The sequence below is a fragment of the Gemmatimonadaceae bacterium genome (assembly GCA_036504815.1).
Taxonomy (GTDB): domain Bacteria; phylum Gemmatimonadota; class Gemmatimonadetes; order Gemmatimonadales; family Gemmatimonadaceae; genus PNKL01.
On record DASXUN010000021.1, the window covers coordinates 204782 to 229320 of the forward strand.

Here is a 24539-nt window from a genome sequence, read left to right on the forward strand (position 1 = left end):
CACCAATCTACGTCAACTGCGTTCGCGGAAAGGACGCCGGCTCAGCCCTTCCTCTTGGCCGGCGCCACGAAACCATGCGCGAGTTGCCCGGCCAGCAGATCCTGCTCCTGCGTGGTCTTGTAGCGTTCGGCGCGGCCGTCTCCCGCGACGCTGCGCGCCTTCTGCCGCAACGCGTCCATTTCACCGGCATGGAAGGCGCGGAAGGCCGTCACCAGTCTCAGGTTCTTGCGCAGCACCGACGTGCTTTCCATGCCGCAAATGACTGAGCTGACCGGCAGCGACAAGCTGTAGCGCAATGCTTCCTCGGGCTTGATTCCCTTCACCTGCAGCAGCGCACCATCGGCCATCGGCTTGATCCCGATGACCGCCGCTCCGCTGCGAATCGTTTCCGGCAGCACCTGCTTCTCGAACGAACGGAACGAGGCGTCAAGCGGATTCAGCGGCATGAGCACCGCGTCCCAGGTGAATCCGCGATGCAGCAGCTTGAGATGAATGTGGGGCGACTTGTGTCCGCCGAACCCGATGAAGCGCACCTTGCCCTGTTCGCGCGCTTCCTGCATCGCGTCGAGACCGCCGTGATCGTAGATCCATTCCACGTCGTTGTCGTAGATGACCTCGTGGAACGTCCACAGATCCACGCGATCCGTCTTCAGCCGCCCCAGTGTCTCGTCGAGCTGGTGCATGGCCGTCTTGTAGTCGCGCAGGTGGGCGCAACACTGCGCCACCAGCGTTATGCGCTGGCGGTAGCCGTCCGCGAGCGCGAGTCCCAGCCAGCGTTCGGTGCGTCCGTCGCCATACTCGTGCGCCGTCTCGATCACGGTCACGCCCTTGTCGATGGCCTCGCGAACGACGCGCACGAACTCTTTCTGGCTCCCCTGACCCAGGCGATGCGTGCCAAGGCCGAGAATGGACGTGGGGTGGCCGCTGCGGCCGAGGGGACGTTGTTCGAGGAAGACGGGTGTCTTGGTCATGCGCTCACTGGGGTGGGAGATCGGTGCGTCACTCGGCGTCATCCATCTCGTCCAGCGCTCGTTCCGCGGCGGCGCGGAGTCGCGCCTCGCGATGCGGGCCCGCGGAGACGCTGGCGGCAAGTATGGAGAATTGGCGCTGCATTTCATCCTGCACGAACGATTCGCCGTCGGGTGCGCCAAGCGCCGCCAACGATCGGATGGCCAGGCGACGCAGCACGCGTCGGGTGGACGCGGCGAGGCCCGCAAACTCAGCGGGATCCAGCGGGGTCGGCGCGACCGGCGTACGGTGCCGGCGTGGGGCTTCGAGGAGCGTGCGAATCGATGCTGGTACGACCACGAATGAGCCCGGGGTGTGCTCCTTCCAGTCCGCAACCACGCCGCGCCGGCGCAGCTTCGCGAGGAGCGCCGCCACCGCCGGCCGCACGACCGGAACGCCATCGAGGCTTTGGTTTCCCCGCCCCGTGATGACGAGCACCTCACGGGCCCCGGTCACCTGCCGTTCGCGGAGGAATATCTCGGCCCGGCGGGCGGCTTCGACGCCCGTGGGCAGGCTCGAACGCAGGTCGAGGGTCTGCTCGCGACCAAACCGCAGCGCATCGAAGGCCGCGGCGACGGCCGGTCCTCCCGGCCGCCTGCTGACAGGTGCGCCGCTATTTCGCCGCACGCACCGCCTTCTTCAGCACCACGCCATCGATGGCCTCGGTCGGCGTGACACCAAGAATTGCCGCCAGGGTCGGTGCGAGGTCCACCGTGCGCACCACATCGCGGTACGCGCCGGCGCGTACGCCGGCTCCCCAGAACACCACGGGAACCTGCGCGTCGGAGTCGTGCGGCATGCCGTGGGTCGCGTACGTCGTGGCTTCCCAGTAGCTGTACGGCGTCAGGGTGACCGCAAGGCGGACGGTACCACCGGGGGCGAACATGTGCAGCCAGCGCCGCGCAATCGTGTCCCTGGCCAGATCGGCCTTCGCCAGCTCTGTCAGGAAGTCAACGCGCATCACGCCGGGCACCTGTCGCAGGGCCGCGGCGAACGTATGCGTCGTGGAATCGACGTTCACCTTTGCACTGTCGAATGACGACGCGTTGTATACCGAAAATACTCCGTCCTCGAATGACCAGGCTGCATCATTCACCCCCGCCGCGCGAAGCGACGGGCGGAGGGCGGTCACCAGCGGGTCGAGATTCACGCGCTTCGCATCCTGGTTGGGATAGCGCCCCGAATGCACCTCAGGGTACGGCGTCACGCCATGGTCGCCCGTGAGGGCAATCACGATGCGCTTCTCGTTGCGCAGCACGAAGAGAGAATCGAGGAATTTGCCGAGGTATCGATCCAGCCGGACAATCTGGTCGTGTATCTCCCGGGAATCCGGCCCGTACTTGTGTCCGACCGCATCGGTGGTGGACAGCGAGATGGCCAGCAGGTCCGTACGGCCGTTTTCGGCGCCGAGTTGCCGCTCCTGCAGTCCGCGCAGCGCCAGGGCGAGCGTGAGCGAATCCATCACTGGATAGTTCGCCAGAATCTTGGCGACACCGGCGGTGTCGGTTGGGTATGGATGCGGGAAAAGGAAATCGGAGCCTTGGGATTCCTCCCACACCGTATCCGGTTCTGCATACCGGTTGGCCGGCAGGAGAAGGTCCCATGTCTTCCCGGCGTAGGCGGCATACCCCCGTTCGGCGTTGAACCGCTGCACCCAGGCCGGCAGCGAATCCGCGTAGTAGGTGCTCGTCGTGAAGATCCCGGCGCTGCCGCTCCACCAGTACACGTCACCCTTCGCCCGCCCGATGGGCAGGATGGCCCCTCGGTCCTTGCGCGACACTGAGAGGAACCGCATCGCGGGGTCCGCGACGCGCATCCAGTCGGTCAGGGTGGTTCCCTTGAAACGGAATGGTGAGGCGCCGGTCTCGGTGGCCCCACCCAGCAGGGGCGAGAGACTGGTGTTTACTCCCTGCGCGTTCGCGGCGATTCCGGTGTGCACTGGGAACCGTCCCGACATCACGGTGGAGTGCCCGGGCGCTGTCTCGGTGACGGCGTGATCCTGGAAGCCGTTTTCGAAGAAGGCCCCGCCCTGCACCAGCCGCTTCAACCCGCCGGTCAGGTCGGGTTTGAAGCGCGCGTAGTAGTCACCACGCATCTGATCGACGGTGATGAACACCACCAGTGTCGGCTTGGTACCGGCTGTTACCTTCTGCGCCAGCACCGGGGTCGCAACGACCGCCGAAAGTCCGGCGGCGATGAGGAATCGAGAAAGCAAAGTTGGGCCTTCCAGGGAGATAAAACGAGGGTGGCAAAGGATGGACAGTCGGACGCCCTGCCGCCAGAGGGGGAACGCCCGAGGGCGACCCCTGGTTGCTTACCCCACCCCTCCTGTCACAAGTTCACCCGGCAGCCCGTAGACAAGATGCCCCCATCCCTCCGAGGTTCCGTGAACAGCTCCGGCAAGAAGGTCCCGGTCTGGGACAACATCCTGCTCCGCACGACGTTGTACTACCTCGTGCTCGGCGTCGCCGCCTACTGGATGGACGGGATTTCGGTGGGCGGCATCGGGTCGCAGGCCGGAATCGAGACGTTCAACGCACTGACCTCCAAGAAGGACCTCGTCACCGCATCGGGAGACTCCGGTCCCGCGGCCATTCACGCCGTGTTCGCGATGCTGTCCGCCTTCCTCTTCGCCCTGCCCGTCGCCTGGGTGTATGTGCTCACCCGACAGAAGAAGGGGTACTCGCAGTCGGTCGTGCAGGCACTCATGGTGCTGCCCGTGGTGATCGCGGGCATCGTGGTCCTGGTGAAGTACTCGCTGATTCTGGCGTTTGCCCTTGGCGGCATCGTCGCGGCGGTGCGCTTCCGGACGACGCTCGAGGACACCAAGGACGCCGCCGCCATCTTCTGCGTCACCGGCATCGGCCTGGCTTCCGCCGTCGATCCGGGAATCGCGGCGGTCCTGTCCGTCGGCTTCAACCTGCTTACCGTCGGCCTCTGGGCGACGGAGTTTGGCCGCTCGCCCGCCTCGCTCGAGGGCAGGCGCGCGCAGAAACAGCTCGAGCGCGCACTCAGCATGGCCAGCCGGACGGGGACTTTCGTGGCCAAGATGGACGATGAGGTGCTGAAATCCCTCGCCCCAGAGCAGTTGGAGGCGCTGGCGGATCGCGCCTGGAAGCGCAAGAAGAAGATCGCCTCCGAAGCCGCCGACACGCCCCATCGCGAGTTTTCCTTTCTGCTGCGCGTCCCCTGCACCGATCCCGACGTGACGCGCCCCCTCATCGAGCCGGAGTTCGGCAGTCTGTTCAAGGACTGGAAATACATGGGCGCCGAGCGTGCCGATGACGGGTGTCGCATTGCGGAATACGGCGTGGAGCTGGCCGAGACGGTCACCCGCGGGGTGATCTTCGACGTTCTTCGTGCCGTGCCCGGCGCTGGGGTCAGTCGCGTGGAGCTACGATGACCCGCCGTCCGCGTGCGCACGTCGCGCTGGCCGCTTCGCTCCTGACGGTCTTCGCCGGCACCCCCGTCATCGCTGGTGCCCAGGGCCTCTTCCGGCGCGCTCAGCCACTCGAAGTCACGATCACGACCGGCTTGCCGAAACTCGTCAATGATCGCGATTCGACGGAACGAGTGCTGCACCCCGCGGAACTGGTCTACAAGGATTCCAGCGGCAATCCGGTCAAGGTGGCCGTCACCCTGCGCACGCGCGGTCACTATCGCCGGCAGTTCCGCAACTGCGACTTCCCGCCCCTGCGCGTCGAGGTGGCCAAGGAAGCCGCCCGGAAGACGATCTTCGACGGCAACCGCAAGCTCAAGCTGGCCACCAGCTGCCGGCCCGCCAACGCCGATTACGAGCAGTACATCCTGCAGGAAGCGGCGGTCTTCCGCATGTACACGACGCTCACGCCGTGGAGCTATCGGGTGCGCCTCGCCAGGGTCACTTATCTGGACGCTGACGGCAAGGCCAAGCCGATCACCAGCTGGGGGTTCTTCGTCGAGGACGATGGCGATCTCGCCCAGCGGCGGAATGCCAAGAAGTTCGACAGCAAGGGCGCGCTCTTCGACGATCTCGAGTCCGAGAAGTGGGGCTACACCCAGCTTTTCGAGTACATGATCGGCAACACCGACTTCTCGGTGAGCGGACTGCACAACATCACGCTGCTCCGGGATTCGATCGGCACCGTGCACGCCGTGCCGTACGATTTCGACTGGTCAGGCGCCGTGAATACCCGGTATTCCTTCCCCGACAAGTCGCTGCCCATACGTATGGTGACCGAACGCCTCTGGCGCGGCGACTGCCGTCCCGTCGAACTGCTGACCCCGACCATCGATCACTTCAAGGAACGCCGGGCGGCGCTTGACTCGGCCTATTCGACGATCGATGCGATGACACCGGTCGTGCGCGAACGCATGCGAAAGTACTTCGCCGAGTTCTGGTCGCTGATGGACAACCCCAAACGGGCAGCTGCCGAGTTCAAGCGAACCTGTTCCGCCGGGAACTGAGGCGCAGGACGTTCCGGCCTTCGTCAGCACGGAGGCCGGAGCGACCCTGCCGCGCCCGCTACGCGATGGCCTGTTCCAGCAGCTGGATGCCGCGTTCGAGATCGGCGCGCTGCATGACCAGCGGCGGCAGCAGGCGAATGGTGTGCTCCCCGGCGGAGCAGACGAGCAGCCCGAGATCCAGGGCGCGCGCCACGATGTCCTTGGCGGGGTCCGTGACATCAATGCCCCACATGTAGCCGACGCCGCGCACCGAGCGCACCTTGGACGAGCGTTCGGCCAGGGCACGCAGCGCGTTCCCCAGCCATGCGCCGTTCTCCGAGACATGCCGTAGCATCGCCGGGTCGTGCAGGCGGTCGAAGACGTGCAGGGCGACAGTCGTCACGAAGGGGCCGCCGCCGAACGTCGTGCCGTGATCACCCGGCTGCATGGCGTCGGCCACTGCCTGCGTCATGAGAATCGCCCCCATGGGCAGCCCGCCGGCCATTGGCTTGGCCGTGGTGAGAATGTCGGGGGTGATGCCAATCTGCTCGTACGCCCAGAACGTGCCGGTGCGGCCGTAGCCGCACTGGATCTCGTCCACGATCAGGAGCACGTTGCGCTCCTTCGTGAGTGCGCGCAGGCCGCGCAGAAACTCGTGGTCGAGGACGCGCACGCCGCCCTCACCCTGCACCGGCTCCACGATCACGGCGGCCACCGTCTCGGCGTTCAGCACGCTCTCGAGTTCACCGAGGTCGCGCTCCGCAATGGAGATGCCGCCGGCCAGCGGACGGAACGGCATGCGGTACTGCGGCCGGTCCGTCGCGGCCAGCGTGCCAAACAACCGCCCATGAAACGCGCCGCGCAGCGCGATGATCTCGTGCTTTGCCGGCGACTGCGCGCGCGCCCACCGGCGCGCCACCTTGAATGCGCCTTCGTTGGCCTCCGCACCGGAGTTGCAGTAGAACACTCTATCCGCGAAGGAACTCTCGACCAGCTTCCCCGACAGACGTTCGCCGGCGGACGTGCGGTAGAGGTTGGAGACATGCACGAAACCGCACTCGGCGGCCTCGCGCATCGCCTGCTCGAGGCCGGCGTCGGCATACCCCAGCGCGTTCACGGCGATGCCGGCCACGAAGTCGAGATAGGCCTTGCCGTCGGCGTCGAACAACTCGACGCCTGCACCGCGTACCAGTTCCATCGGCGCGCGGCGATACGTCCCCAGGATGGCATCGGTGGCCGGAGCGGTTGCAGGAGTCATGGCGTGGACCTCGGGCTCGTGGGGGACGTTAGGACAGAAGAAGACGCGTGCCGGCAGACGCGTCGGTGATGGCACGCAGGTCGCCGATGCGCACCTGACGAACCCCGCCGCGCAGCGCGAGCGCGCCGGCTTCGAGCTTGGCGGCCATGCCGCCCTTTGCCACGCCGCCCGCGATCAGCGCCTGGGCGGCAGCGCCGTCGAGTTCGGCGATGGTAGCGCCGGTGTCCGTCAGGACGCCGGGAACGTCGGCCACCAGCAGCAGTTCATCCGCGCCGAGCGCCGCGGCAATGGACGCCGCGGCGTCATCGCCGTTGACGTTCAGTCCGCCACCTTGCGGATCGTCCGCGTCACGGCCGAGTGGCGACACCACGGGAATGAACCCGCCGCTCCAGAGATGTGTCAGCAGGGCCGGATGTGCGGTCATGGCGCCGCCGACGCGCCCGAAACCGGGATCGGTGATGTGCGCCTGCAGCAAGCCCGCGTCTTCGCCCGAGACGCCAACCGCGCGCACGCCGGCGCTGAGCAGCTGGGCGACGAGCCGCTTGTTCGTCGCCCCCGACAGCACCATGCGCACGAGTTCCAGGTCTTCGGCGCTCGTCACACGCCGGCCACCCCGGAACTGCGGCTCCACGCCGAGCCGGCGTTGCAGCGACGACACCTCATCGCCGCCGCCATGCACGATCACGAGCGATTCGCCGCGCCCGGCAGCGCCGGCCAGTTGCACGATCAGCTGCGGGTCGCCCTGCGCGCGCCCGCCGATCTTCACGACGCGCCTCACGCCGGAAGCCCCAGGGCTTCTTCGAGCCCGAGCATCAGGTTCGCATTCTGCATCGCCTGGCCGGCTGCCCCCTTCATGAGGTTGTCGATCGCCGACAGGACCAGCAGCGTCGGCTGCCGCACGTGGGCCAGCGGATGCACCGTGATGCGCACCACGTTGCGGTGCGCGACGTGCCGTGTTTCCGGTGGCGTCTTCACGATCTCGATGAATCGCTCGTTGTGGAAACGGCGCTGCCACAGCGCCAGGGGGTCATCGAGCGGCGCGGTCAGCGGAACGGTCATCGTCGCCAGGATGCCGCGCGCCGTGGGCAGCAGGTGCGGCGTGAAGATCAGGTCCGCAACCACGCCTTCCTCTGCGACGAACGCCCGCATCTCGTTCAGGTGTCGGTGCGTGTTGCCGACGCCATACGCCCGGAAACTCTCGGTGACTTCACCAAACAGCAGGTCCGCGCGCGGTGTCAGCCCGGCGCCGGTCACGCCGCTCGCCGCGCTGACGCTGATGGTGGCCCCCGCGGCGATGCGCCCTTCCTCGAGCAGGGGAAGCAAGCCCATCAGGATGCTCGTCGGATAACAGCCGGGATTCGCGACGAGTTCGGCGCCGCGCACTTCGTCGCGTCGCGCCTCCGTCAGGCCGTATACGACGTCCGCATCGGTGTTGCCGATGCGAAGGTCGGCGGAGAGATCGATCGCGCGCGCACCGACATCACGCACCCGCTGCACCCATTCTGCACTCGTGCCGTGCGGCAGGGCGCTGAAGACCAGCGCCGCGCTGGTGAGGGGGACATCGTCGGGCGCCACAAACGTGACGCTGCCGCCACCCGGTAACTCGGCGGTTTCACCACGCCGACCGTTGGCGGTGGCGAAGACGAGTTCAAGGCGCGGATGCCGTTGCACCAACGCACAGAGTTCGCGTCCAGCGTATCCGCTGGCGCCGAGGACGCCTACTGGAATCTTATGCACGTTTTATGCATAATATTGCGAGGCTGCGTTGTCAACCGTCTTACGGCCACTCTTCGCCCGTGCTAATCTCCCGCAGCCAACAGAGGATTTCGTGACAGCCGCCAAACGCGAACGTCAGGACGCCATTCTCGAACTCGTCTCCACGCGTGCCATCGGCAGCCAGGAGGAACTTCGCCAACTCCTGCTCGAGGGTGGATGGGACGTTACGCAATCTACGCTTTCGCGCGACATGCGCGACCTGCGAATCGCCCGCGTTCCCACCCCGACCGGCGTGCGCTACACGGCGGGGGAGCGCGCGGGAGGAGAAGAGGGGCGTGCCACGCTCTCCGGCCTGCTACCGCAGCTCTTCCAGCATATGGAGTTCACGCGCGAACTCATTGTCGTGAAAACGCACACGGCCGGCGCGCAACCCATCGCCGAAGCCATTGACGCCGAAGGCAACCCCGACATCTTGGGTACGATCGCCGGCGAGAATACGGTGTTGCTGATCTGCCGCACGGAGGCGGCACGTGAGCGGGTCGCCAAGCGGTTGCTCGCACTGGCCACGCGCTGATGCTGTCCGCGCGGGAACACGTGCCTGGGTGACATTGATTCAGAACGCATAAATATGTAGTTTCTCATCTGGTTGGCTTGTTACGACCCTCTCTAGACTCACCACTTGCCATGGCCGATTCGCATTCCGGCAGCTCTACGTCTCACAAGCTCTGGGGAGGCCGCTTCGCCGGTGGTCCCGCTCCTGAGCTCGACGCCGTCAATCGGTCCATTGACGTCGATTTTCGGCTCTGGCCGTTCGACATCCAGCTGTCAAAGGCGTGGGCCGCAGCGCTCGCGGGCGCCGGCGTGCTCTCCGCTGACGAAGCGCTCGAGCTTCGACGCGGCCTTGATGTCGTCGCCCAGCAGCTCGAGCACGGTGCCCAGCCGCAGGCAGCAGACGAAGACGTGCACACGCTCATTGACCGCCTGTTGCACGACGCCGTCGGAAACGTTGCCTCGCGCCTGCATACCGGTCGATCGCGCAACGATCAGGTGGCTACGGCGACGCGCCTATGGACGCGCGCGGCGTGTGCGCGACTCGATCTCCTGTTGCGGGACCTTCAGCAGGCGATGGTCACGCAGGCCGCGGCGCTCGAGCGCGACATCATGCCGGCCTATACGCACCTGCAGCGGGCACAGCCCGTCAGTGGTGCGCACTGGATGCTCTCGCATTTCTGGCCGATTGCCCGTGATCGCCGTCGCCTCGCCGCCGCCGCGGAATCAACCGCGATGTTGCCGCTGGGGTCTGGCGCCATCGCCGGCTCGGCCTTCCCGGTAGATCGCGTCGCGATCCAGAACGATCTGGGATTTCATGCAATCTCGCCCAACAGCATTGACGCGGTGGGTGATCGCGACTTCATCGCCGAAGTGCTGTTCACTCTCGCCCTGCTCGGCGCGCACCTCTCTCGGCTCGCCGAGGACCTGATCCTGTTCGGTTCCAGCGAGTTCGGTTTCGTGCGGTACGGCGATGCGTTCAGCACCGGATCGTCCATGATGCCGCAGAAGCGCAACCCTGATGCGCTCGAACTCGCACGGGGGAGCGGCGCCCGGATGCTGGGCGATCTTGTCGCCCTCCTCGGCACCATTAAAGGCTTGCCGAGTGGCTACAACAAGGACCTGCAGGAGGACAAGCGGTCGTTGTTCGACGCGGTCGATGGGATGTGCCTGCTCTTGCCCGCAGTCACCGGGTCTCTGGCCTCCCTCACCTTCAATCGCGAACGCATGCGGGCGGCCGTGACCAGCTCCATGATGGCCACTGACCTTGCCGACTACCTGGTTCGCAAGCGTGTCACCTTCCGTGAGGCCCACGGTGCCGTCGGGCGCCTCGTTCGCGAGGCGGAAGAAAAAGGTGTCGAAATGACGGAACTGCCGTTTGCTTCCTTCAAGGCAGCAAGCGCCGCTTTCGACGAAGATGTGCTGAACGAGCTTCTTCCGGAGGCCTCCCTGAAGCATCGGAATGTGGAGGGCGGAACTGGTCCCGATGCGGTCACCCATCAAATTGCCATCGCAAGAGACTCGCTGAAGTAGTTTGGGTACCGCGCAACATCTTTCCTCGTTGCGGCATCGCTGGGTTCTATCTAGGCGGACGCGAACAGACCGAAGCTACCGGTCCTGTCGCGTCCGTTTGGCTTACTTGGGTAGTAAGAGCGTTCAGGAACAATCCAGATCGGATGTTCCTTTCGTGTCAATTGTCCATTTGTTTGTATTGAGTCGTTTAACCGTTTCTTGACAAGCTGTTAGGTACGACTATATATAGTTCTCATTGCGGAGTTTTGTTTATAATCATTGACGAGAATTTTTATGCGCGCCGTTACAAGTGGAACCGCGGCCTTCGCGCTCGGTGTGGCCAAGAAGGATCTCGACAACATCCTCTCTCGTTATCCCGTTCGGGGGATGGATCGTGGCAGGCAGGGGGTTCCACGCCGGCTTTCGTTCGCCAGCATTGAGCAGGTGGCCGTAGCCATCGACCTGACGCGCGTCTATGCGATTCCAACGCCCACCGCCTTGCTGCTGGCGGAAGAGGCCCTGAGCTCGAGAGAGGGCATCATCACCTCACCGGGTGGCCATCTGGCCATTCACGTTGATATCGAACGGATCCGCCGAGATTTGCAGGCCAAATTGACCGATGCCATCGAGAACGTCATTCCGCCCCGCCGTGGCCGGCCACCCGTGCGAGACTAGTCGATACCTTGGGCGCTTATTCCTAGGGTTTCTTCACTACGGAGGCACGGAGAACCGGCTGAGGGCCACGGAGAACTACAATTCCTTGGGGTTACAACGCGTGCCGTCCAGGACATTGCGTGGCGCGATGTCGTTACCCCAAGCACTTGGAAGTTCTCCGTGGCCCTCAAGTAGTCCTCCGTGCCTCCGTGGTGAAGAAGGCCTGAGATAGCCCCCAAAGTCGGAAAAGAAGAAGGGCCCCGGTTTCCCGGGGCCCTTCTGGACGGACGAACGGCAGAGTGAAGCTCAGCCGCCGACCTTGGTCACGTTCTCCGCGGCCGGGCCCTTCGCGCCCTGGACGATTTCGAACTCCACCGCATCGCCTTCGGCGAGCGACTTGAAGCCCGAACCCTGAATGGCGCTGTAGTGCACGAAGCAGTCCTTGGTCCCGTTGTCAGGCGTAATAAAACCAAAGCCCTTCGCATCATTGAACCACTTCACCTTACCGGTCGTACGCATTCCCTGCTCCTGTTTTTCTTGATCGCTCGCTCGGGCCTGTCCCGAGTCAAAGACGATCGTAACTGTCACGGGTCCACTGGAGCCCCCCGCGCTGGGCTGGCACGAAAAAAAGACCCGGACGAACCAGGTCTCCAGATCGCATCCCCTTCAACGTACGGATTCCTGGCAAATTAGCAAGGGCACCCCGGGTCGCCGGGTTGCTGGGAGGCTGACTTCCTCGGAACTTAGGCACCTACCCTCTGGCCCGAGTCCCGTGCTTCACGCCCTGAGCGCCCTGTTCCTCGCCCTCCCCTTCCCTTCCCAGCCCGATTCGATGCTCGTCGGACGCGGGATCTCGCGCAACCTCGCCACGGTCAGGGCGCAGACGATCTCTGACGTCCGCTATGACCTCGTGCTGGACGTCACGGCGCGGGACAGTGCGCCGGGTCAGGTAGCGATTCGGTTTCACCGCACGGGAACTCGAGCCGTCATCCTGGACTTTCGTGGGCGTCGCCTGGGATCTGTCGTGGCCAACGGTGCGTCCATCCCAGAGCCGCTTTACAACGGCGCGCACCTCACGCTGCCGCCGTCAGTGCTGAGGCCCGGAGAGAACACGGTACAACTGTCCTTCGTGGCCGATATCGCTCCGACCGGCGCCTCAATTATCCGCTCCACCGATCGCACCGACGGCAACGACTATCTGTACACCCTGCTCGTTCCGGCCGACGCCAATCAGCTATTTCCGTGTTTTGACCAGCCCGACCTCAAGGCCCGCGTCACCTTCGCGCTGCGCGCGCCGGCCAACTGGACCGTCATCGCCAACGGACGGCAGACCGGCACCGAGGTCGATGGCACTGTCGGCACACACCGTTTTGCCGAAACGAAGCCGCTCAGCACGTACCTGATCGCCTTCGCGGCTGGGCCATGGCGTGGCCTCTCGTCCACCGCCAACGGACGCACGGTGAGTGTCTACGTGCGCGCCTCGCGCGCCAAGGAAGCCGACCTCGATACGCTGGTCGCGCTCAACCGCCGGGCGCTCGAGTGGATGGAGGGTTACTTCAACCGCCCATATCCGTTCGACAAGTTCGACTTCGTGCTGGCGCCAGCCTTTCCGTTCGGCGGCATGGAGCATCCGGGGGCGATCTTCTACAACGAAGACCGGTTCATCTTCCGCGAGCGGCCCACGCTGCCGCGCCGGCTCGGTCGATACTCAACCATCCTTCACGAAGTGGCGCACCAGTGGTTCGGCGACCTGGTGACGATGAAGTGGTTCGACGACCTCTGGCTCAAGGAAGGATTCGCCACCTACATGGCGGCGAAGGCCCTGAACGAGCTGGAGCCCTCCAGCCAGGCGTGGAAAACATTCTACCTGGGCAACAAGCCGGCCGCGTACGGCGTGGACCAGACCACAGGGACGACGCCGCTCTGGCAATCGCTGGCCAATCTGGACCAAGCCAAGAGCAACTACGGCGCCATTGTCTACAACAAGGCACCATCGGTGCTCAAGCAGCTCAACTTTCAGGTCGGTGACGACGCCTTCCGGCGCGGCGTGCAGCAGTTCCTGACCAGGCACGCGTACGCGAATGCCACCTGGCAGGACTTGCTGGGCTCGATTGGGCAGGCCTCGCACCGCGACCTCTCCGCGTGGGGCAAGCAGTGGATGCTGCGTCCGGGGATGCCGGAAGTTGAGACGAAGCTGACGCTGAGGAACGGGCGCATCGAAACAGTGCAACTGGTGCAGCGTCCGGTGCAGCCGAGCGTGTCGGGGCAGGGAAGTTGGCCGCTGAAGGTGCGGGTCCAACTCGCCTACCCGGAGACTCTCTTGTGTGCTGACTGTCCCCCGTCAACACCGCCGAAATCAGCAGGGGCGATCACGGGTGAAATGCTCACCGTTGAGCTCACTGGCCGCACAACGACGGTGGCCCGCGCTGCAGGCAAGCCGGCCCCCAGGTTCGTCTTCCCGAACGCCGGAGATTTTGGGTATCAGCTGGTGCATCTCGACACCGCAAGCCGCCGCGCGTTGCTGAGTGGCGACCTGGCCCAGGTTGCTGACCCGCTCCTCCGCGCCATGCTCTGGGGCACGCTCTGGGACGAAGTCCGCGCCGCGAGGTTGCACCCGGCACGGTTCGTCGCGCTCGTCGTGCGTGACCTGCCCGGGGAGGACGACGAACAGATCGTCCCCAGCCAGTTGGGCCGGCTGAGTCGTGCCATGAATGCCTACCTCGTCGACGCTGCGCGCGACTCCCTGCAGGGCGTGGTCGAGCGTTTCCTCTGGAGCGGGGCAGGGGACGTCGCGCGCCCGTACGGCATTCGGCGCGCCTACCTCGACGCCTTCATCAGCGTCTCACGCACCCCGTCGGCCCTGTCGCGCCTGCGCGACGTGCTTGCCGCCGATTCCGCCGCCGGCGACGTAGTCCGCGACCCGCTGCGCTGGGAGGTCGTGACGCACCTGATGGTGCTTGGCACCGAGGACGCTACTGCGCGTCTTGCCGAGCAGGCGCGGCGGGACAGCACACCGGACGGTCGTCGTCGCGCCTTCACCGTTGGCGCCGCGCGCGGCGATGCCTCGGTCAAGGCCGACTACTTCCGGCGCTACTTCGCCGACTCCGCGCTCAACGAAGAATGGGCCAGTGGATCGCTCGGCGCCTTCAATGCGACGGACCATCAGGCGCTCACACGCCGCTTCCTGCGTCCAGCGCTCGACTCGCTGCCCTTCATTCAGGCCAACCGTCGTATCTTCTTCCTCGGCTCGTGGCTGGGAGCTTTCCTCAATGGCCAGACGGAGCCGGCGGCCTTGGACGTTGTGCAGCAGTTCCTGCGTGAGCATCCCAGGCTGCCGCTCGACCTGCGACAGAAGGTGCTGCAGAACGCAGACGAGCTGGCGCGGACCGTGCGCATTCGGGCGGAGTTCGGCCGCAAACTCGAGCAGTAGCGCGCTGAAGGTGAAACGCGCCGAGGTCTTCAGGGCTTCGGCGCGGGGATGACGCTGAAGAGCCGCGGGTCAACCCATCCGCGGTCCACGCCGACGCGAACCGGACGCCAGCCGTTCTGCGGAGGGCCAAGACGCACCCGCTGCGCCGAATCGACCATGCGCAGTACGTCGCTCTCGCGCGTCGGGGCCGATCGCACGCGAACCCACGTCGTGGCCACCGCCGCTTCCCACCGACCCGTGTCCGGGACCGCGACGCTCGGCGGGGGCGCTGGCTTGACGGCAGGTGAGGGGGTGGTCGTGGTCGCTGGCGAGACGTTCGGGGGCAACGTTGCGGCTGTCCTCACGGCGTTCGTCACCGTTGGTGCTTCGACGCCAGCGGATGTGGGGATCGCGGTGTTCGTGGCAGGGAGCGGGGAGGGCAGGGTGTCGGTCACCGTTCGTCGCGCCACGGCGGTATCGCCGGGCAATACGGTGTCAATCGCAGTGGCGGACGATCCCGTCGACGCCGTTCCCTCGACACGACGCGAGATTGCGTATCCCACCGCCATGAGCGCGGCGATGGCCACGCTCGCCAGCACGAGGCCGCGCACGAGACGCCGCCCGGACGGGGCGGTCGACATGAGACAGTTTGGACACACTCCGATGGCGACCGGTCGCTGCACTCCGCAGTTGGGGCAGTTGACCGTCGGCACACGCTCACCGTTGACCTCGTAGGAAACGAACGGCGCCTGGCACCGCGGACAGCGGGTGGCTCCGACCAGCGCTTTCGCGCCGCAGACGCTGCAGTTCGTGTACGGCATCGCGCTATTTCGTCCCTCGCACGCCGTCCACGAAGTACGCGGTCTCGCCAAAGCAGCTCGTCGGGACGCCGCGGTGCTCCTTGTAAAAAAGGGTCACCTGGCTGCCCGATGTCTTTTCGATCTCCTGCGCGACGGAGTCGCCACGTACCGAGAATTTGAAGATCTGCGGCGCGGTGCCGGGCACGGTGGTCATCGCCAGCTCGCCTTCCCATGTCTTGCACAGCCAGCCCTTGTTCGAAAGCTTCTGCACATAGCCGGTCCGCGTCCCTTCGGAGTACGTGTAGGACATCGTGACGGCCACCCACAGGGCCATGCCGACAACCGGCACCAGCACGATGGTCAGCAGGGTCAGTTTCCCCCAGTGCCGTCGCAGGAGTCCGGGGCGGGGAGGGGGAGGCGCTTCGGGCGCCGGGGCGTTCGGGGACGGGGAGGGGTCGGACATGTGGCGGAATTCCTCTGCAGAGATCCTTGGTGCATTATCGCGCTCCGGACCGCCTACGTCCACCGCGCGTTAGTTTTCCTATGTCCCTAGCCCCGAATTCCGTGGTTTTCTCTTCCCGTCGAAAGACCGTCACCGCGCACGTCGGCAATGTCGCCGTTGGGTCCGAGCACCCGGTCGTCGTGCAGTCCATGACCAACACTGATACGGCCGATGCCGCGTCCACGGCCGGGCAGGTTGTTGCGCTGGCCCGGGCCGGTTCGCAATTGGTGCGAGTCACGGTCAACAACGAAGAGGCGGCGGCGGCCGTCCCGGAGATGGCACGCCGAGTGCGGGATGCCGGAGTGGACGTGCCGATCATCGGCGATTTCCACTACAACGGCCACCTCCTGCTCGCCAAGTATCCCGAGACGGCGCGCGCGCTCGCGAAGTACCGCATCAACCCCGGCAACGTGGGCGGCAAGCGGCGGGACGAGAATTTCCGCACGATCGTCCAGATCGCCGTGGACAACGACAAGCCGGTGCGCGTGGGCGTCAATTGGGGCTCGCTCGATCAGGAACTGCTCACCGAGATGATGGACGCCAATGCGCGGCGCCCCGATCCGGCGGACGCCAAGGACGTCTACATCGAGGCAATGCTCGAAAGCGCGCTGCGAAGCGCTGCGCTGGCCGAAGAGGTGGGACTGCGCCACGACCAGATCCTCATCTCCTGCAAGATCTCGCAGGTGCAGGATCTCGTCGACGCCTACCGTCGCCTGGCGTCGCGCTGCGATTACCCGCTCCACCTGGGTCTGACGGAAGCGGGGCTGGGAATGAAGGGCATGGTTGCGTCGTCAGCCGCGCTCTCGATCCTGCTGAGTGAGGGGATCGGCGATACCATTCGCGTTTCACTCACGCCGCGTCCGGGCGGCGATCGCACCGAGGAAGTGTTGGTCGCCCAGCAGATTCTGCAGTCGCTCGAGTTGCGTTCCTTCACCCCGCAGGTAACGGCCTGTCCGGGCTGCGGTCGCACCACCAGCACTTATTTCCAGAAGCTCGCCGAGGACATCCAGACGTACCTGCGCGAGCAGATGCCGGTCTGGCGGGACTCGCATCCCGGCGTCGAGGAGCTGAAGGTTGCCGTCATGGGATGCGTCGTGAACGGGCCGGGCGAGAGCAAGCACGCCAACATCGGCATCTCACTGCCGGGAACGTTCGAGGAACCGAAGGCGCCGGTTTATGTGGATGGCGCGCTGCTCCGGACGCTCAAGGGCGATCGGATTGTCGAGGAGTTCCTCGTGATCCTCAACGACTACGTCCAGCGGACCTATCCGGCGCGATAGGTCACCAGCGACCGTTACCCGCCGGACTGTCCCGCGCCGATGTCCGAGTACTTCTCCAGCGCATCCGCCACGCCGCCCAGCTCGGCGAGAATTTCGCCGGAGAAATTGAGCGACTTCAGCCGGTCGTACACCGCACGATACCAGCGGATGGTTCCTTCCTTGCCGGCGCTGAATCGACCCCAGACGGATTCGGGATCGATGGTTCGGCGCAGGTCGGCGAGCACTGAACTCGCGTTGTGAATCTTGTCGGCCGCACAGACCCATCGCGCCGTCTCATTGGCCTGCGCCAGACGGGCAAGGTAGTCGGCGTTTCGCTCTTCCTTGTCCATCTCGTTGCCGTCGTCGTCCACATTGCGATGCGTGACCATCAGCACCGTGTTCAGGATGTCGGGCCCGAACTTCTCGCCGATGCGTTCCTCGAGCATGTCGCGCGGCCAATTCTCCCGCACGCAATCTTCGATGACGTCGTGCAGGATGCCGGCGATCACCGTTTCATCCGGCTGTCCGTATCGCGCGAGAATGATCGCCACGTTCGCGGGATGCGTGACGTACGGCAACCGCGTGCCTTTGCGGACCTGACGGTCATGGTGCTTGGCCGCGAAGGCCAGCGCGTGATTGATGCGGTCGGAGTAGCCGGTCATGTCGGTTGGACGGCCTGGGCGTGAGCGATCCGTAAGATACCGCGGCGGGCTAAGCCCTGCACGACAACTGGTGGTCACTCCGGTGCGCATACGTCGACACCGCGCGCGACGTGGTCAGTCCCCCTCCTGAACGCGGGAGAACGCGCGACAGAGGATCAGACAGGGTGGCCACTCTATTGGCCGCCGAGTCCATGGATCTCAGGGACGAATGCCAAGCGTGCATCGCCGACTCGGCAGCGGTCGTCAGCGCGACTCGTCGACGTAGCTGACGAAGATACTCAAATAGGCGCTTCAGGTACTTACAAGCCATTATCGCGCCACAATACAGATATCATGACGCCATCATTGTCTAATGATCACCAGCCCGAGAATCATCGCCTTGCGTTTCTTCAGGTCGAGGAGCATCGCCTTCAAAGCCTGCAACCGAGTCTTCGCTACCCGGACGACGACGACAATCGGTGGAGGAACTTCGACGGCCGCAACTGATTCGAGCGAGCCCATCGTCGGAGCCACCAGCACTGCGATGTCGTACTCCGCCAGGAACTCTGAGAAATCACGGCGCGACGAAGCGTGGGCAACCGACGCAACGGTATCGCTGCGCTGCATGCCGGCAGGAATGACGTCCATGACCAGGCCCTCGCTGGCGCCGATGGGTCGCGCCACCTCCCGCCAGAGCCGCACGCCAGCGATCGCCTCGGTAAAACCTGGCTCATCGCGCCAGCCAAAGTATGCGGCGGTGGATGGTCGGCCAGGGGCCAAGTCGACGACCACTGTCGCATGCTCATCAGCTGCTGCACAGACGGCAAGCCGTCCCGCGGCTGCGGCCGTGACGACGGCATCGTCGCCCGTCACGGCCACGACGCGATGCCGCGTACCGCTTGCCGTGAGAGACAGGAAGAGCATGCGAAACGGTTCGACACCGGTGCCGGGTTGCAGCCTCGCTCGGCCAGCTTTGGGAATGCGAAATGCTTTCGCGGACGCGAGCACGGGCAGCCCGGTCAGTCGCTCTGCTTCACGGGCGTGGGCCACCGTCGGGTGCCGAGCCTCGCCGACAACAGCAAGCGTGAACACGAGCACTACGGCCATCAGCAAGGCGCTCAGTGCGGCCGCGAAGGGCGATGCACCCAGAATGCGACTGGCACGCCATTGCGCCACCGAATCGGCTTGCTCCCGCGCTACGCGATACTGCGTGCGCGCATCACCCAATGCGGATTCGGCCTCGGCGAGTCTCTGAACGGCGCTGTCTCGAAGCGCCAGTATTCTCGTCGAGTCCACGGCGAGGGTGTCCGGTCCGTGATCGACGGTTGGCGTTTCTATCGCATCGATGCGCCGCAGGAGAGACACTTTCTTCGCGAGCCCGATCGCCTGAAGCTCCGCACCGATGGAATTGGCCCGCTGACTGAGCCGAGCAAACTCGCTTTGCGGCGCCGCGGCCGGATCGAGCGACCGCCGCGCCCGTTCCAGCAGGTCGAGCGTATCCATCAGGAGATGCACGGTGCCCAGCTCGCGCAGCGCCGGCGAACTCGCCAGCGCACGATACGACGCCGTCAGCGGAGCCTTGGCTGCTCGCTCAAGAAGCGCGTCCAGCTGCGCCAGCATCGTTTGCAGCGAATCTCGTTGCCGAGCGGCGGACGCTGACAGGCTGGAGGTCGCGGTACTCGAGTCCGCCTCGCGTTGCTGTTCGCGAAGCGCTGAGTCGTATTGCACGAGCCGCGCACGCGCGTGCTCGACGTCTGCCAGCAGCCTGAGCGTATCCACGGCCCGCACTTGTTCACGCACCATCGCCTGTTCGACGCGAGCTGCCCGTCTCGCCAGTGGTCCCCGCGCGGCGTAGACGGCCGCGAACACCACCGCGAAGGCCGCCAGGGCAACGGGCACCAGGGGACGAAGGCGTCGCGTGGCAAGGAGGGCGCGAGCCGCCAGCCATTCGGCTCGTTCGGACGAGGAGGCGACGACGTGAGGCATCGCCGCAAGATACGAAGAGACGGGCGGGTCCGGAGTCGGACCCGCCCGTCGTTCGTTCAGCTACCATGCGGCGCGAGGCCGCAGCCGGTTACTGGACCGTGACCGTTCCCTTCATGCCCATCGCGAGGTGCGGCGTGCAGTTGAACGGATAGGTTCCCGCCTTGATGTTGGCGAACGAGATGGTCACCGACTCGTTCGGGTTCATCAGCATCTTGCTCGAAAGCTCGGCCATCTTGTCGGCGCCCATGTTGGCGTCGAGCTGCGGCTTCACGTCGGCCGGAATGTCGGCCGCGTTGAACGCCACGTTGTGCGGGCCACCCGAGACGAACGTGAACTTGATGCCGTCGCCAGCCTTGACGGTGATGTCCTTGGGCTCAAAGCGATAACCCTTCTCGTCACCGAACATCTTCACTTCGTGCGTCGTGCCCGTGATCGCGGCGGCCGTGCCGGTGGCTGCCACAGCCGGGGCGGCCGCGGGGGTCGCCGCGTCCGTCGCCGGAGCCTTCTCACCGCCGCCGCACGCGCCAAGAACAATGGCACTCGCCACGAGCGCCGAACCGATGAACCGCATGTCGTGCCTCCGAAAATCTTGCAGGATGTTAGGTCAATAAGGGGGCATCCCCTAGCCTTGGAAATCTAGGGAATTGCGGGGGGCAATTGAAGGGTTCAAGCCCTCCGCAGCGCCTCATCTAACACACGGCCGTGGGACGGAGTTCCCTACCCGACGCATTGCCGTGGCCGGCCGGACCGTTTGGAGTGCACAGAACCGGTGAATTTGACTCCGGTTACACGACCGACTAGGATTCGACCTCATGATGATGCGCCGCCACCACCACGTGCACCACCACGGCCAGACGGGCCGGGGGCGCACGTGCACGTGCGGCTGAGCATCTGGATGGCGTAACCACGCCGCCGATTCGCCAGAATCCCCGAGCCCGTCGGAATACCGACGGGCTCTTTCGTTTATCCCCTCCCGTGCACCACACCGTGCCCCTGCCCGTGACCCCACTATGCTGCGAATAGCCATTCCCAACAAAGGCCGGTTGAACCTCGACGCCCGCTCGCTGCTTGCCGACGCCGGACTGGAGGTGCGCTCGTCTTCCGAGCGCGCCCTGGTTGCGTCCCTCGGCGGGGAGTTCGAGGCCATCTTCGTGCGCGCCCAGGACATTCCCGAGTTCGTGGCCGACGGCGCGGCCGACGCCGGAATTACCGGCTGGGATCTGACATCGGAGTCGGGGCGAGCGCTCGATTCGCGACTTGACCTCGAGTTCGGCCGCTGTCGCCTGGTCCTCGCGGTACGCGACGAGTCTCCCATCAGGTCGGTGGATGACATCGCCGACGGCACGCGGATCGCCACCGTCTTTCCACGCCTGACACAGGAGTTCATGTCGCGTGCCGGGAAACGGGTGGATCTGGTTCCGGTTTCGGGAGCGGTGGAGATCTCGCCCCACCTTGGCATCGCCGACATCATCGTCGACCTCACTTCCACCGGATCGACGCTTCGTGTCAACAACCTGCGTGAAGTCGTCACGGTGCTCGAGTCGACCGCGCGCCTTGTCGTCGCCCGTACGCCGCGCGATCCCGCTCGCAGCCAGGCGCTCGACGAGCTGACGGCCTCCCTCGCGTCGGTGCTCGCGGCCCGCGACCGGCGATATGTGATGGCCAATGTGCCGCGGGCGCGGCTCGAAGAGGTGAAGCGCATTCTCCCCGGCATCAGCGGACCGACGGTCATCGACGTGATGAATGGCGGATCGATGGTTGCCGTGCACGCGGTAGCGCCCGCCGCCAGCATCTATCGCACCATCAATCAGCTCAAGGCGGTGGGTGGCGAGGGGATTCTCGTGACCCGCATCGAGAGGCTCATGGCATGACCGCTCCGTCCATCGCCGTTCGAGGTACCATCGCCGCACTCGACGCCGAGGCGCGGGCCGTCCTGTTCGATCGCACCAGCGCCGGCGATCCGATGGTGCGCGAGCGCACGCGCCGCATCATCGAACGCGTGCGCGCCGAGGGCGATGCCGCGTTGCGGCAGCTGGCCAGCGAGTTCGATGGCGCGACACTCGAGACACTTGAAGTCCCGCGTGCCGCATGGCGCCAAGCCCTCCGCGCGCTGGCGCCGGACCTGCGTCGTTCGCTGGAGCACGCCGCCGAGAATATCCGGCAGGTGCACGATGCCTTTCGTCCCGTGGCGAGTGAGACGGTCACGGCCGATGGCGCCGTCATCGGCCGGCGCCCCGATCCGCTGGCGCGTGTCGGCGTGTATGCCCCTGGCGGTCGCGCGGCGTATCCAAGTTCCCTGCTCATGGGCGTCGTCCCGGCGCGCGTTGCCGGGGTGGGTGAGGTCCTCGTCTGTTCACCGCCGGGCGCCAACGGTTTGCCGAGCCAGGTGGTGATGGCCGCGGCCGAACTCGCCGGGGCTGACCGTCTGTTCGCTGTGGGCGGGGCCGGCGCCATTGCTGCCATGGCGTACGGCACGGCGTCCATTCCCTGCGTCGATCGCATCGTGGGGCCCGGCAATGCGTACGTGGCCGAAGCCAAGGCGCAGGTGGCAAGCGTCACCGCCATCGATTCGCCGGCGGGCCCCAGCGAACTGCTCGTAATCGCCGATGCCTCGGCGTCACCCGAGGTGGTGACGCGAGAACTCCTGGCGCAGGCGGAGCACGACCCCATGGCCGCCGTCGCGCTGGTGTCGACGTCCGACGCGCTACTCGACGCCGTCGAGCGCCTGCTCTCCGGGTGGACTTCGCGCGAACCGCGTTCGGCCGTCATTTCGGCGGCCCTGGCGTCACGCGGCGCCCTCCTGCTGGCGGCATCGATTGACGAAGCGGTCGCCTTCGCCAATCGCTGGGCGCCGGAGCACTTGCTGATCGCGACGCAAGACGCCGAGGCATTGCTGGGCTCCGTGCGCAATGCGGGAACCGTCTTCGTGGGCGAGACGGCGTCGGTGGCGTTCGGCGATTACATGAGTGGCGCCAATCACGTCCTGCCGACGGGTGGACTGAGCCGCGCCTACTCGGGCTTGTCGACCATCGATTTCTATCGGTGGACTACCTGGCAGCGCATTGACCGTGCGACGGCGGCGCGCCTGGCCGCCGACGTTGGCGCGTTCGCCGATGCCGAGGGATTGCCGGCACACGCCGCGTCGGCGCGCCAATGGCAGGAGATCGCTCGATGAACGCAAATGCTGTGGGCCGGCAGTCGCTCGAGGGCGTGCCGGTGTACGCCCCCGACGCCACCACCTGCGCCATCGACCTGCGCGACAACGCGAACCTCTGGGGAGCGCCGCCGCGTGCGCTGGCCGCCATTCGCACCGTTGATGCCGCGACGCTCAGTTTGTATCCGTCCGTCGCCGCTGGTTCACTCACCGGCGTGATCGCTGCGCGCATCGGGGTACAGCCCACCGAGATCGCCGCCGGCTGTGGCTCGGATGATCTCATTGACGCCGTCTTTCGCGCCGTTGCCGAGCCGGGGGCGATTCTCGCGCATCCGGCGCCGTCGTTTTCGATGGTGCCCATCTTCGCGCGCCTCAACAGCCTGCAACCGGTGGCGGTGCCGCTGACACGCGATGGTGCCGCGGACGCCGACGCAATGCTCGCCACCCGGGCTCGCGTCATCTACCTCTGCTCACCGAACAACCCGACCGGGACGGTGACGCCGGCAGCGGTGGTTCGGCGAATCGTGCATGAAAGCGACGCCATCGTGATACTCGACGGCGCGTATGCGGAGTTTGCTCCTGAGTTCGAGGATTTCCTCCAGGAGGCGCCGTCGCTCGGCCGTTTGCTCGTCCTGCGTACCTTCTCCAAGGCGTGGGGACTGGCCGGCCTGCGGGTGGGGTACGCGGTGGGTAGTGCCGGCCTCGTTGCCGCGGTGCGCAAATCGACCGGGCCCTATAAGGTGAATGCCCTGGCCGAACGGGCCGCAACGCTCGCGCTGACCGAGGACGCGGACTGGATGCGAGCACGGGCCTCCGATGCGGTGGCCGTGCGCGAACAGGTAACGCAAGCGCTGCAGGCCATGGGGCTGTCGCCACTGGACTCACGCGGCAATTTCGTCTGCGTGCCGGTGCGCGACGCGCGTGCGCTGGCGGCGCGGCTCGCGGATCGTGGTGTGGCGGTGCGCGCATTCACGGCACTCCCGGTCTTTGGTGACGCGATCCGTGTCGGGATGGGTCCCCTGCCCATCATGGAGCAGTTTCTTGATGCCCTGCGCGGGGCGTTGGCATGACGATCACGGTCTTCGACTATGGCGCGGGCAACCTGCACTCCCTGGTGAAAGTGCTGTCCGGAAGCGGGCACCCGGTGGAACTCCAGACGGACATCACGCGCGCCATCACCACGGATCTCCTGGTGCTGCCGGGCGTGGGCGCCTTTCCCGCCGCCGCGGCTGGGCTTGCCGCGGCACGGCAACCGCTGCGTGACGCGCTGCGCGCCGGCTTGCCATGCCTCGGTATCTGCCTCGGCATGCAGTTGCTGTTCGACGCCAGCGAAGAGGGGCCCGGGGCTGGCATCGGCCTCTTTGCGGGGCAGGTGACGCGCCTCACCGCCGCGCGAGTTCCACAGATTGGATGGAACACCCTGGATGACGTGACCGATGGGGCATTCGTCCGGGCGTCGCTTCACACTGCGTATTACGCCAACTCCTTCGTATGCCGGCCAGTGGACCGGTCGTGCGTCGTGGCGTGGAGTACGCACGAGGGCGATCGTTTCCCCGCGGCGGTGCGCGCGGCGCGTACGCTGGGGGTGCAGTTTCATCCGGAGAAGAGTTCGACCGCCGGGGTTTCGTTTGTCCGGCAGTTCATTTCCGACGTCCTTCCAGGCTGA

The 24539-nt window shown here is 65.8% G+C and carries 23 protein-coding genes; 11 read left to right on the forward strand and 12 right to left on the reverse strand.

Annotated elements, in window-relative coordinates; translation table 11 throughout:
• Positions 1-41: 41 nt before the first annotated feature.
• From VGJ96_10530 to VGJ96_10540, 3 genes are read right to left on the reverse strand one after another with little or no spacing between them, the layout of a single operon-like run.
• Positions 42-971 (reverse strand): aldo/keto reductase, encoded by a 930-nt coding sequence (locus VGJ96_10530; GenBank protein ID HEY3287539.1) that lies wholly within the window; start codon positions 969-971, stop codon positions 42-44.
• 28 nt (positions 972-999) lie between these two features.
• Entirely contained in the window at positions 1000-1635 is a 636-nt protein-coding gene (locus VGJ96_10535) for a Smr/MutS family protein (GenBank protein HEY3287540.1), read from the reverse strand.
• Positions 1622-3223, reverse strand: coding sequence for an alkaline phosphatase family protein (locus VGJ96_10540; protein HEY3287541.1), 1602 nt, complete (start codon positions 3221-3223; stop codon positions 1622-1624). The genes VGJ96_10535 and VGJ96_10540 overlap by 14 nt, the downstream gene beginning before the upstream one ends.
• A 171-nt stretch (positions 3224-3394) precedes the next feature.
• Between VGJ96_10540 and VGJ96_10545 the strand changes: the two genes are divergently transcribed.
• Together VGJ96_10545 and VGJ96_10550 are read left to right on the forward strand one after the other, a co-directional pair.
• Complete coding sequence (locus VGJ96_10545; protein HEY3287542.1) at positions 3395-4411, forward strand: DUF4956 domain-containing protein; 1017 nt, start codon at positions 3395-3397, stop codon at positions 4409-4411.
• The gene (locus VGJ96_10550) at positions 4408-5454 is read left to right on the forward strand and encodes a hypothetical protein (protein ID HEY3287543.1); all 1047 of its coding nucleotides are present in this window, start codon (positions 4408-4410) and stop codon (positions 5452-5454) included. Before VGJ96_10545 ends, VGJ96_10550 begins: the two co-directional genes overlap by 4 nt.
• Positions 5455-5512: 58 nt before the next feature.
• Here VGJ96_10550 and VGJ96_10555 read toward each other — a convergent pair whose 3' ends face one another.
• From VGJ96_10555 to argC, 3 genes are read right to left on the reverse strand one after another with little or no spacing between them, the layout of a single operon-like run.
• Positions 5513-6691, reverse strand: coding sequence for an acetylornithine/succinylornithine family transaminase (locus VGJ96_10555; protein ID HEY3287544.1), 1179 nt, complete (start codon positions 6689-6691; stop codon positions 5513-5515).
• 28 nt (positions 6692-6719) lie between these two features.
• Complete coding sequence (gene argB, locus VGJ96_10560; protein HEY3287545.1) at positions 6720-7469, reverse strand: acetylglutamate kinase; 750 nt, start codon at positions 7467-7469, stop codon at positions 6720-6722.
• Positions 7466-8428: an N-acetyl-gamma-glutamyl-phosphate reductase gene (argC, locus tag VGJ96_10565; GenBank protein HEY3287546.1), complete on the reverse strand. Its 963-nt coding sequence runs from the start codon at positions 8426-8428 to the stop codon at positions 7466-7468. The genes argB and argC overlap by 4 nt, the downstream gene beginning before the upstream one ends.
• A gap of 91 nt (positions 8429-8519) precedes the next feature.
• Here argC and VGJ96_10570 point away from each other — a divergent pair, with 91 nt between their 5' ends.
• The 3 genes from VGJ96_10570 (at position 8520) to VGJ96_10580 (ending at position 11143) form a co-directional block, all read left to right on the forward strand.
• Positions 8520-8981, forward strand: a complete 462-nt coding sequence (locus tag VGJ96_10570; protein ID HEY3287547.1) for a hypothetical protein — start codon at positions 8520-8522, stop codon at positions 8979-8981.
• A gap of 110 nt (positions 8982-9091) precedes the next feature.
• Positions 9092-10489, forward strand: a complete 1398-nt coding sequence (gene argH, locus VGJ96_10575; protein HEY3287548.1) for an argininosuccinate lyase — start codon at positions 9092-9094, stop codon at positions 10487-10489.
• A 315-nt stretch (positions 10490-10804) separates the two neighbouring features.
• Positions 10805-11143 carry a hypothetical protein gene (locus VGJ96_10580; protein HEY3287549.1) on the forward strand — a complete coding sequence of 113 codons (339 nt, stop codon included), beginning with the start codon at positions 10805-10807 and terminating at the stop codon, positions 11141-11143.
• A 285-nt stretch (positions 11144-11428) separates the two neighbouring features.
• Here VGJ96_10580 and VGJ96_10585 read toward each other — a convergent pair whose 3' ends face one another.
• Positions 11429-11641, reverse strand: a complete 213-nt coding sequence (locus tag VGJ96_10585) for a cold-shock protein (GenBank protein ID HEY3287550.1) — start codon at positions 11639-11641, stop codon at positions 11429-11431.
• Between the two features lie 253 nt (positions 11642-11894).
• Here VGJ96_10585 and VGJ96_10590 point away from each other — a divergent pair, with 253 nt between their 5' ends.
• Positions 11895-14552, forward strand: coding sequence for a M1 family aminopeptidase (locus VGJ96_10590; protein ID HEY3287551.1), 2658 nt, complete (start codon positions 11895-11897; stop codon positions 14550-14552).
• A gap of 29 nt (positions 14553-14581) precedes the next feature.
• On the opposite strand, the gene VGJ96_10595 is transcribed toward VGJ96_10590, so the two are convergent.
• Both VGJ96_10595 and VGJ96_10600 read right to left on the reverse strand, forming a co-directional pair.
• Positions 14582-15172 carry a hypothetical protein gene (locus tag VGJ96_10595; protein HEY3287552.1) on the reverse strand — a complete coding sequence of 197 codons (591 nt, stop codon included), beginning with the start codon at positions 15170-15172 and terminating at the stop codon, positions 14582-14584.
• A gap of 184 nt (positions 15173-15356) precedes the next feature.
• Complete coding sequence (locus VGJ96_10600) at positions 15357-15794, reverse strand: hypothetical protein (GenBank protein HEY3287553.1); 438 nt, start codon at positions 15792-15794, stop codon at positions 15357-15359.
• 80 nt (positions 15795-15874) lie between these two features.
• On the opposite strand from VGJ96_10600, the gene ispG reads away from it, so the two are divergent.
• Positions 15875-17113: a flavodoxin-dependent (E)-4-hydroxy-3-methylbut-2-enyl-diphosphate synthase gene (gene ispG / locus VGJ96_10605; protein HEY3287554.1), complete on the forward strand. Its 1239-nt coding sequence runs from the start codon at positions 15875-15877 to the stop codon at positions 17111-17113.
• A 14-nt stretch (positions 17114-17127) separates the two neighbouring features.
• Here the strand turns inward: ispG and VGJ96_10610 are convergent, their stop codons facing one another.
• The 3 genes from VGJ96_10610 to VGJ96_10620 form a co-directional block, all read right to left on the reverse strand.
• Positions 17128-17754 (reverse strand): HD domain-containing protein, encoded by a 627-nt coding sequence (locus VGJ96_10610; protein ID HEY3287555.1) that lies wholly within the window; start codon positions 17752-17754, stop codon positions 17128-17130.
• A 342-nt stretch (positions 17755-18096) separates the two neighbouring features.
• Positions 18097-19632: a hypothetical protein gene (locus tag VGJ96_10615; protein ID HEY3287556.1), complete on the reverse strand. Its 1536-nt coding sequence runs from the start codon at positions 19630-19632 to the stop codon at positions 18097-18099.
• A 175-nt stretch (positions 19633-19807) separates the two neighbouring features.
• Positions 19808-20290 (reverse strand): plastocyanin/azurin family copper-binding protein, encoded by a 483-nt coding sequence (locus VGJ96_10620; GenBank protein ID HEY3287557.1) that lies wholly within the window; start codon positions 20288-20290, stop codon positions 19808-19810.
• Between the two features lie 439 nt (positions 20291-20729).
• Here VGJ96_10620 and hisG point away from each other — a divergent pair, with 439 nt between their 5' ends.
• From hisG to hisH, 4 genes are read left to right on the forward strand one after another with little or no spacing between them, the layout of a single operon-like run.
• Positions 20730-21590, forward strand: a complete 861-nt coding sequence (gene hisG, locus VGJ96_10625) for an ATP phosphoribosyltransferase (GenBank protein HEY3287558.1) — start codon at positions 20730-20732, stop codon at positions 21588-21590.
• Positions 21587-22894, forward strand: a complete 1308-nt coding sequence (gene hisD / locus VGJ96_10630; GenBank protein ID HEY3287559.1) for a histidinol dehydrogenase — start codon at positions 21587-21589, stop codon at positions 22892-22894. The genes hisG and hisD overlap by 4 nt, the downstream gene beginning before the upstream one ends.
• Positions 22891-23943: a histidinol-phosphate transaminase gene (locus tag VGJ96_10635; GenBank protein HEY3287560.1), complete on the forward strand. Its 1053-nt coding sequence runs from the start codon at positions 22891-22893 to the stop codon at positions 23941-23943. The genes hisD and VGJ96_10635 overlap by 4 nt, the downstream gene beginning before the upstream one ends.
• Positions 23940-24539, forward strand: a complete 600-nt coding sequence (gene hisH / locus VGJ96_10640) for an imidazole glycerol phosphate synthase subunit HisH (GenBank protein HEY3287561.1) — start codon at positions 23940-23942, stop codon at positions 24537-24539. The genes VGJ96_10635 and hisH overlap by 4 nt, the downstream gene beginning before the upstream one ends.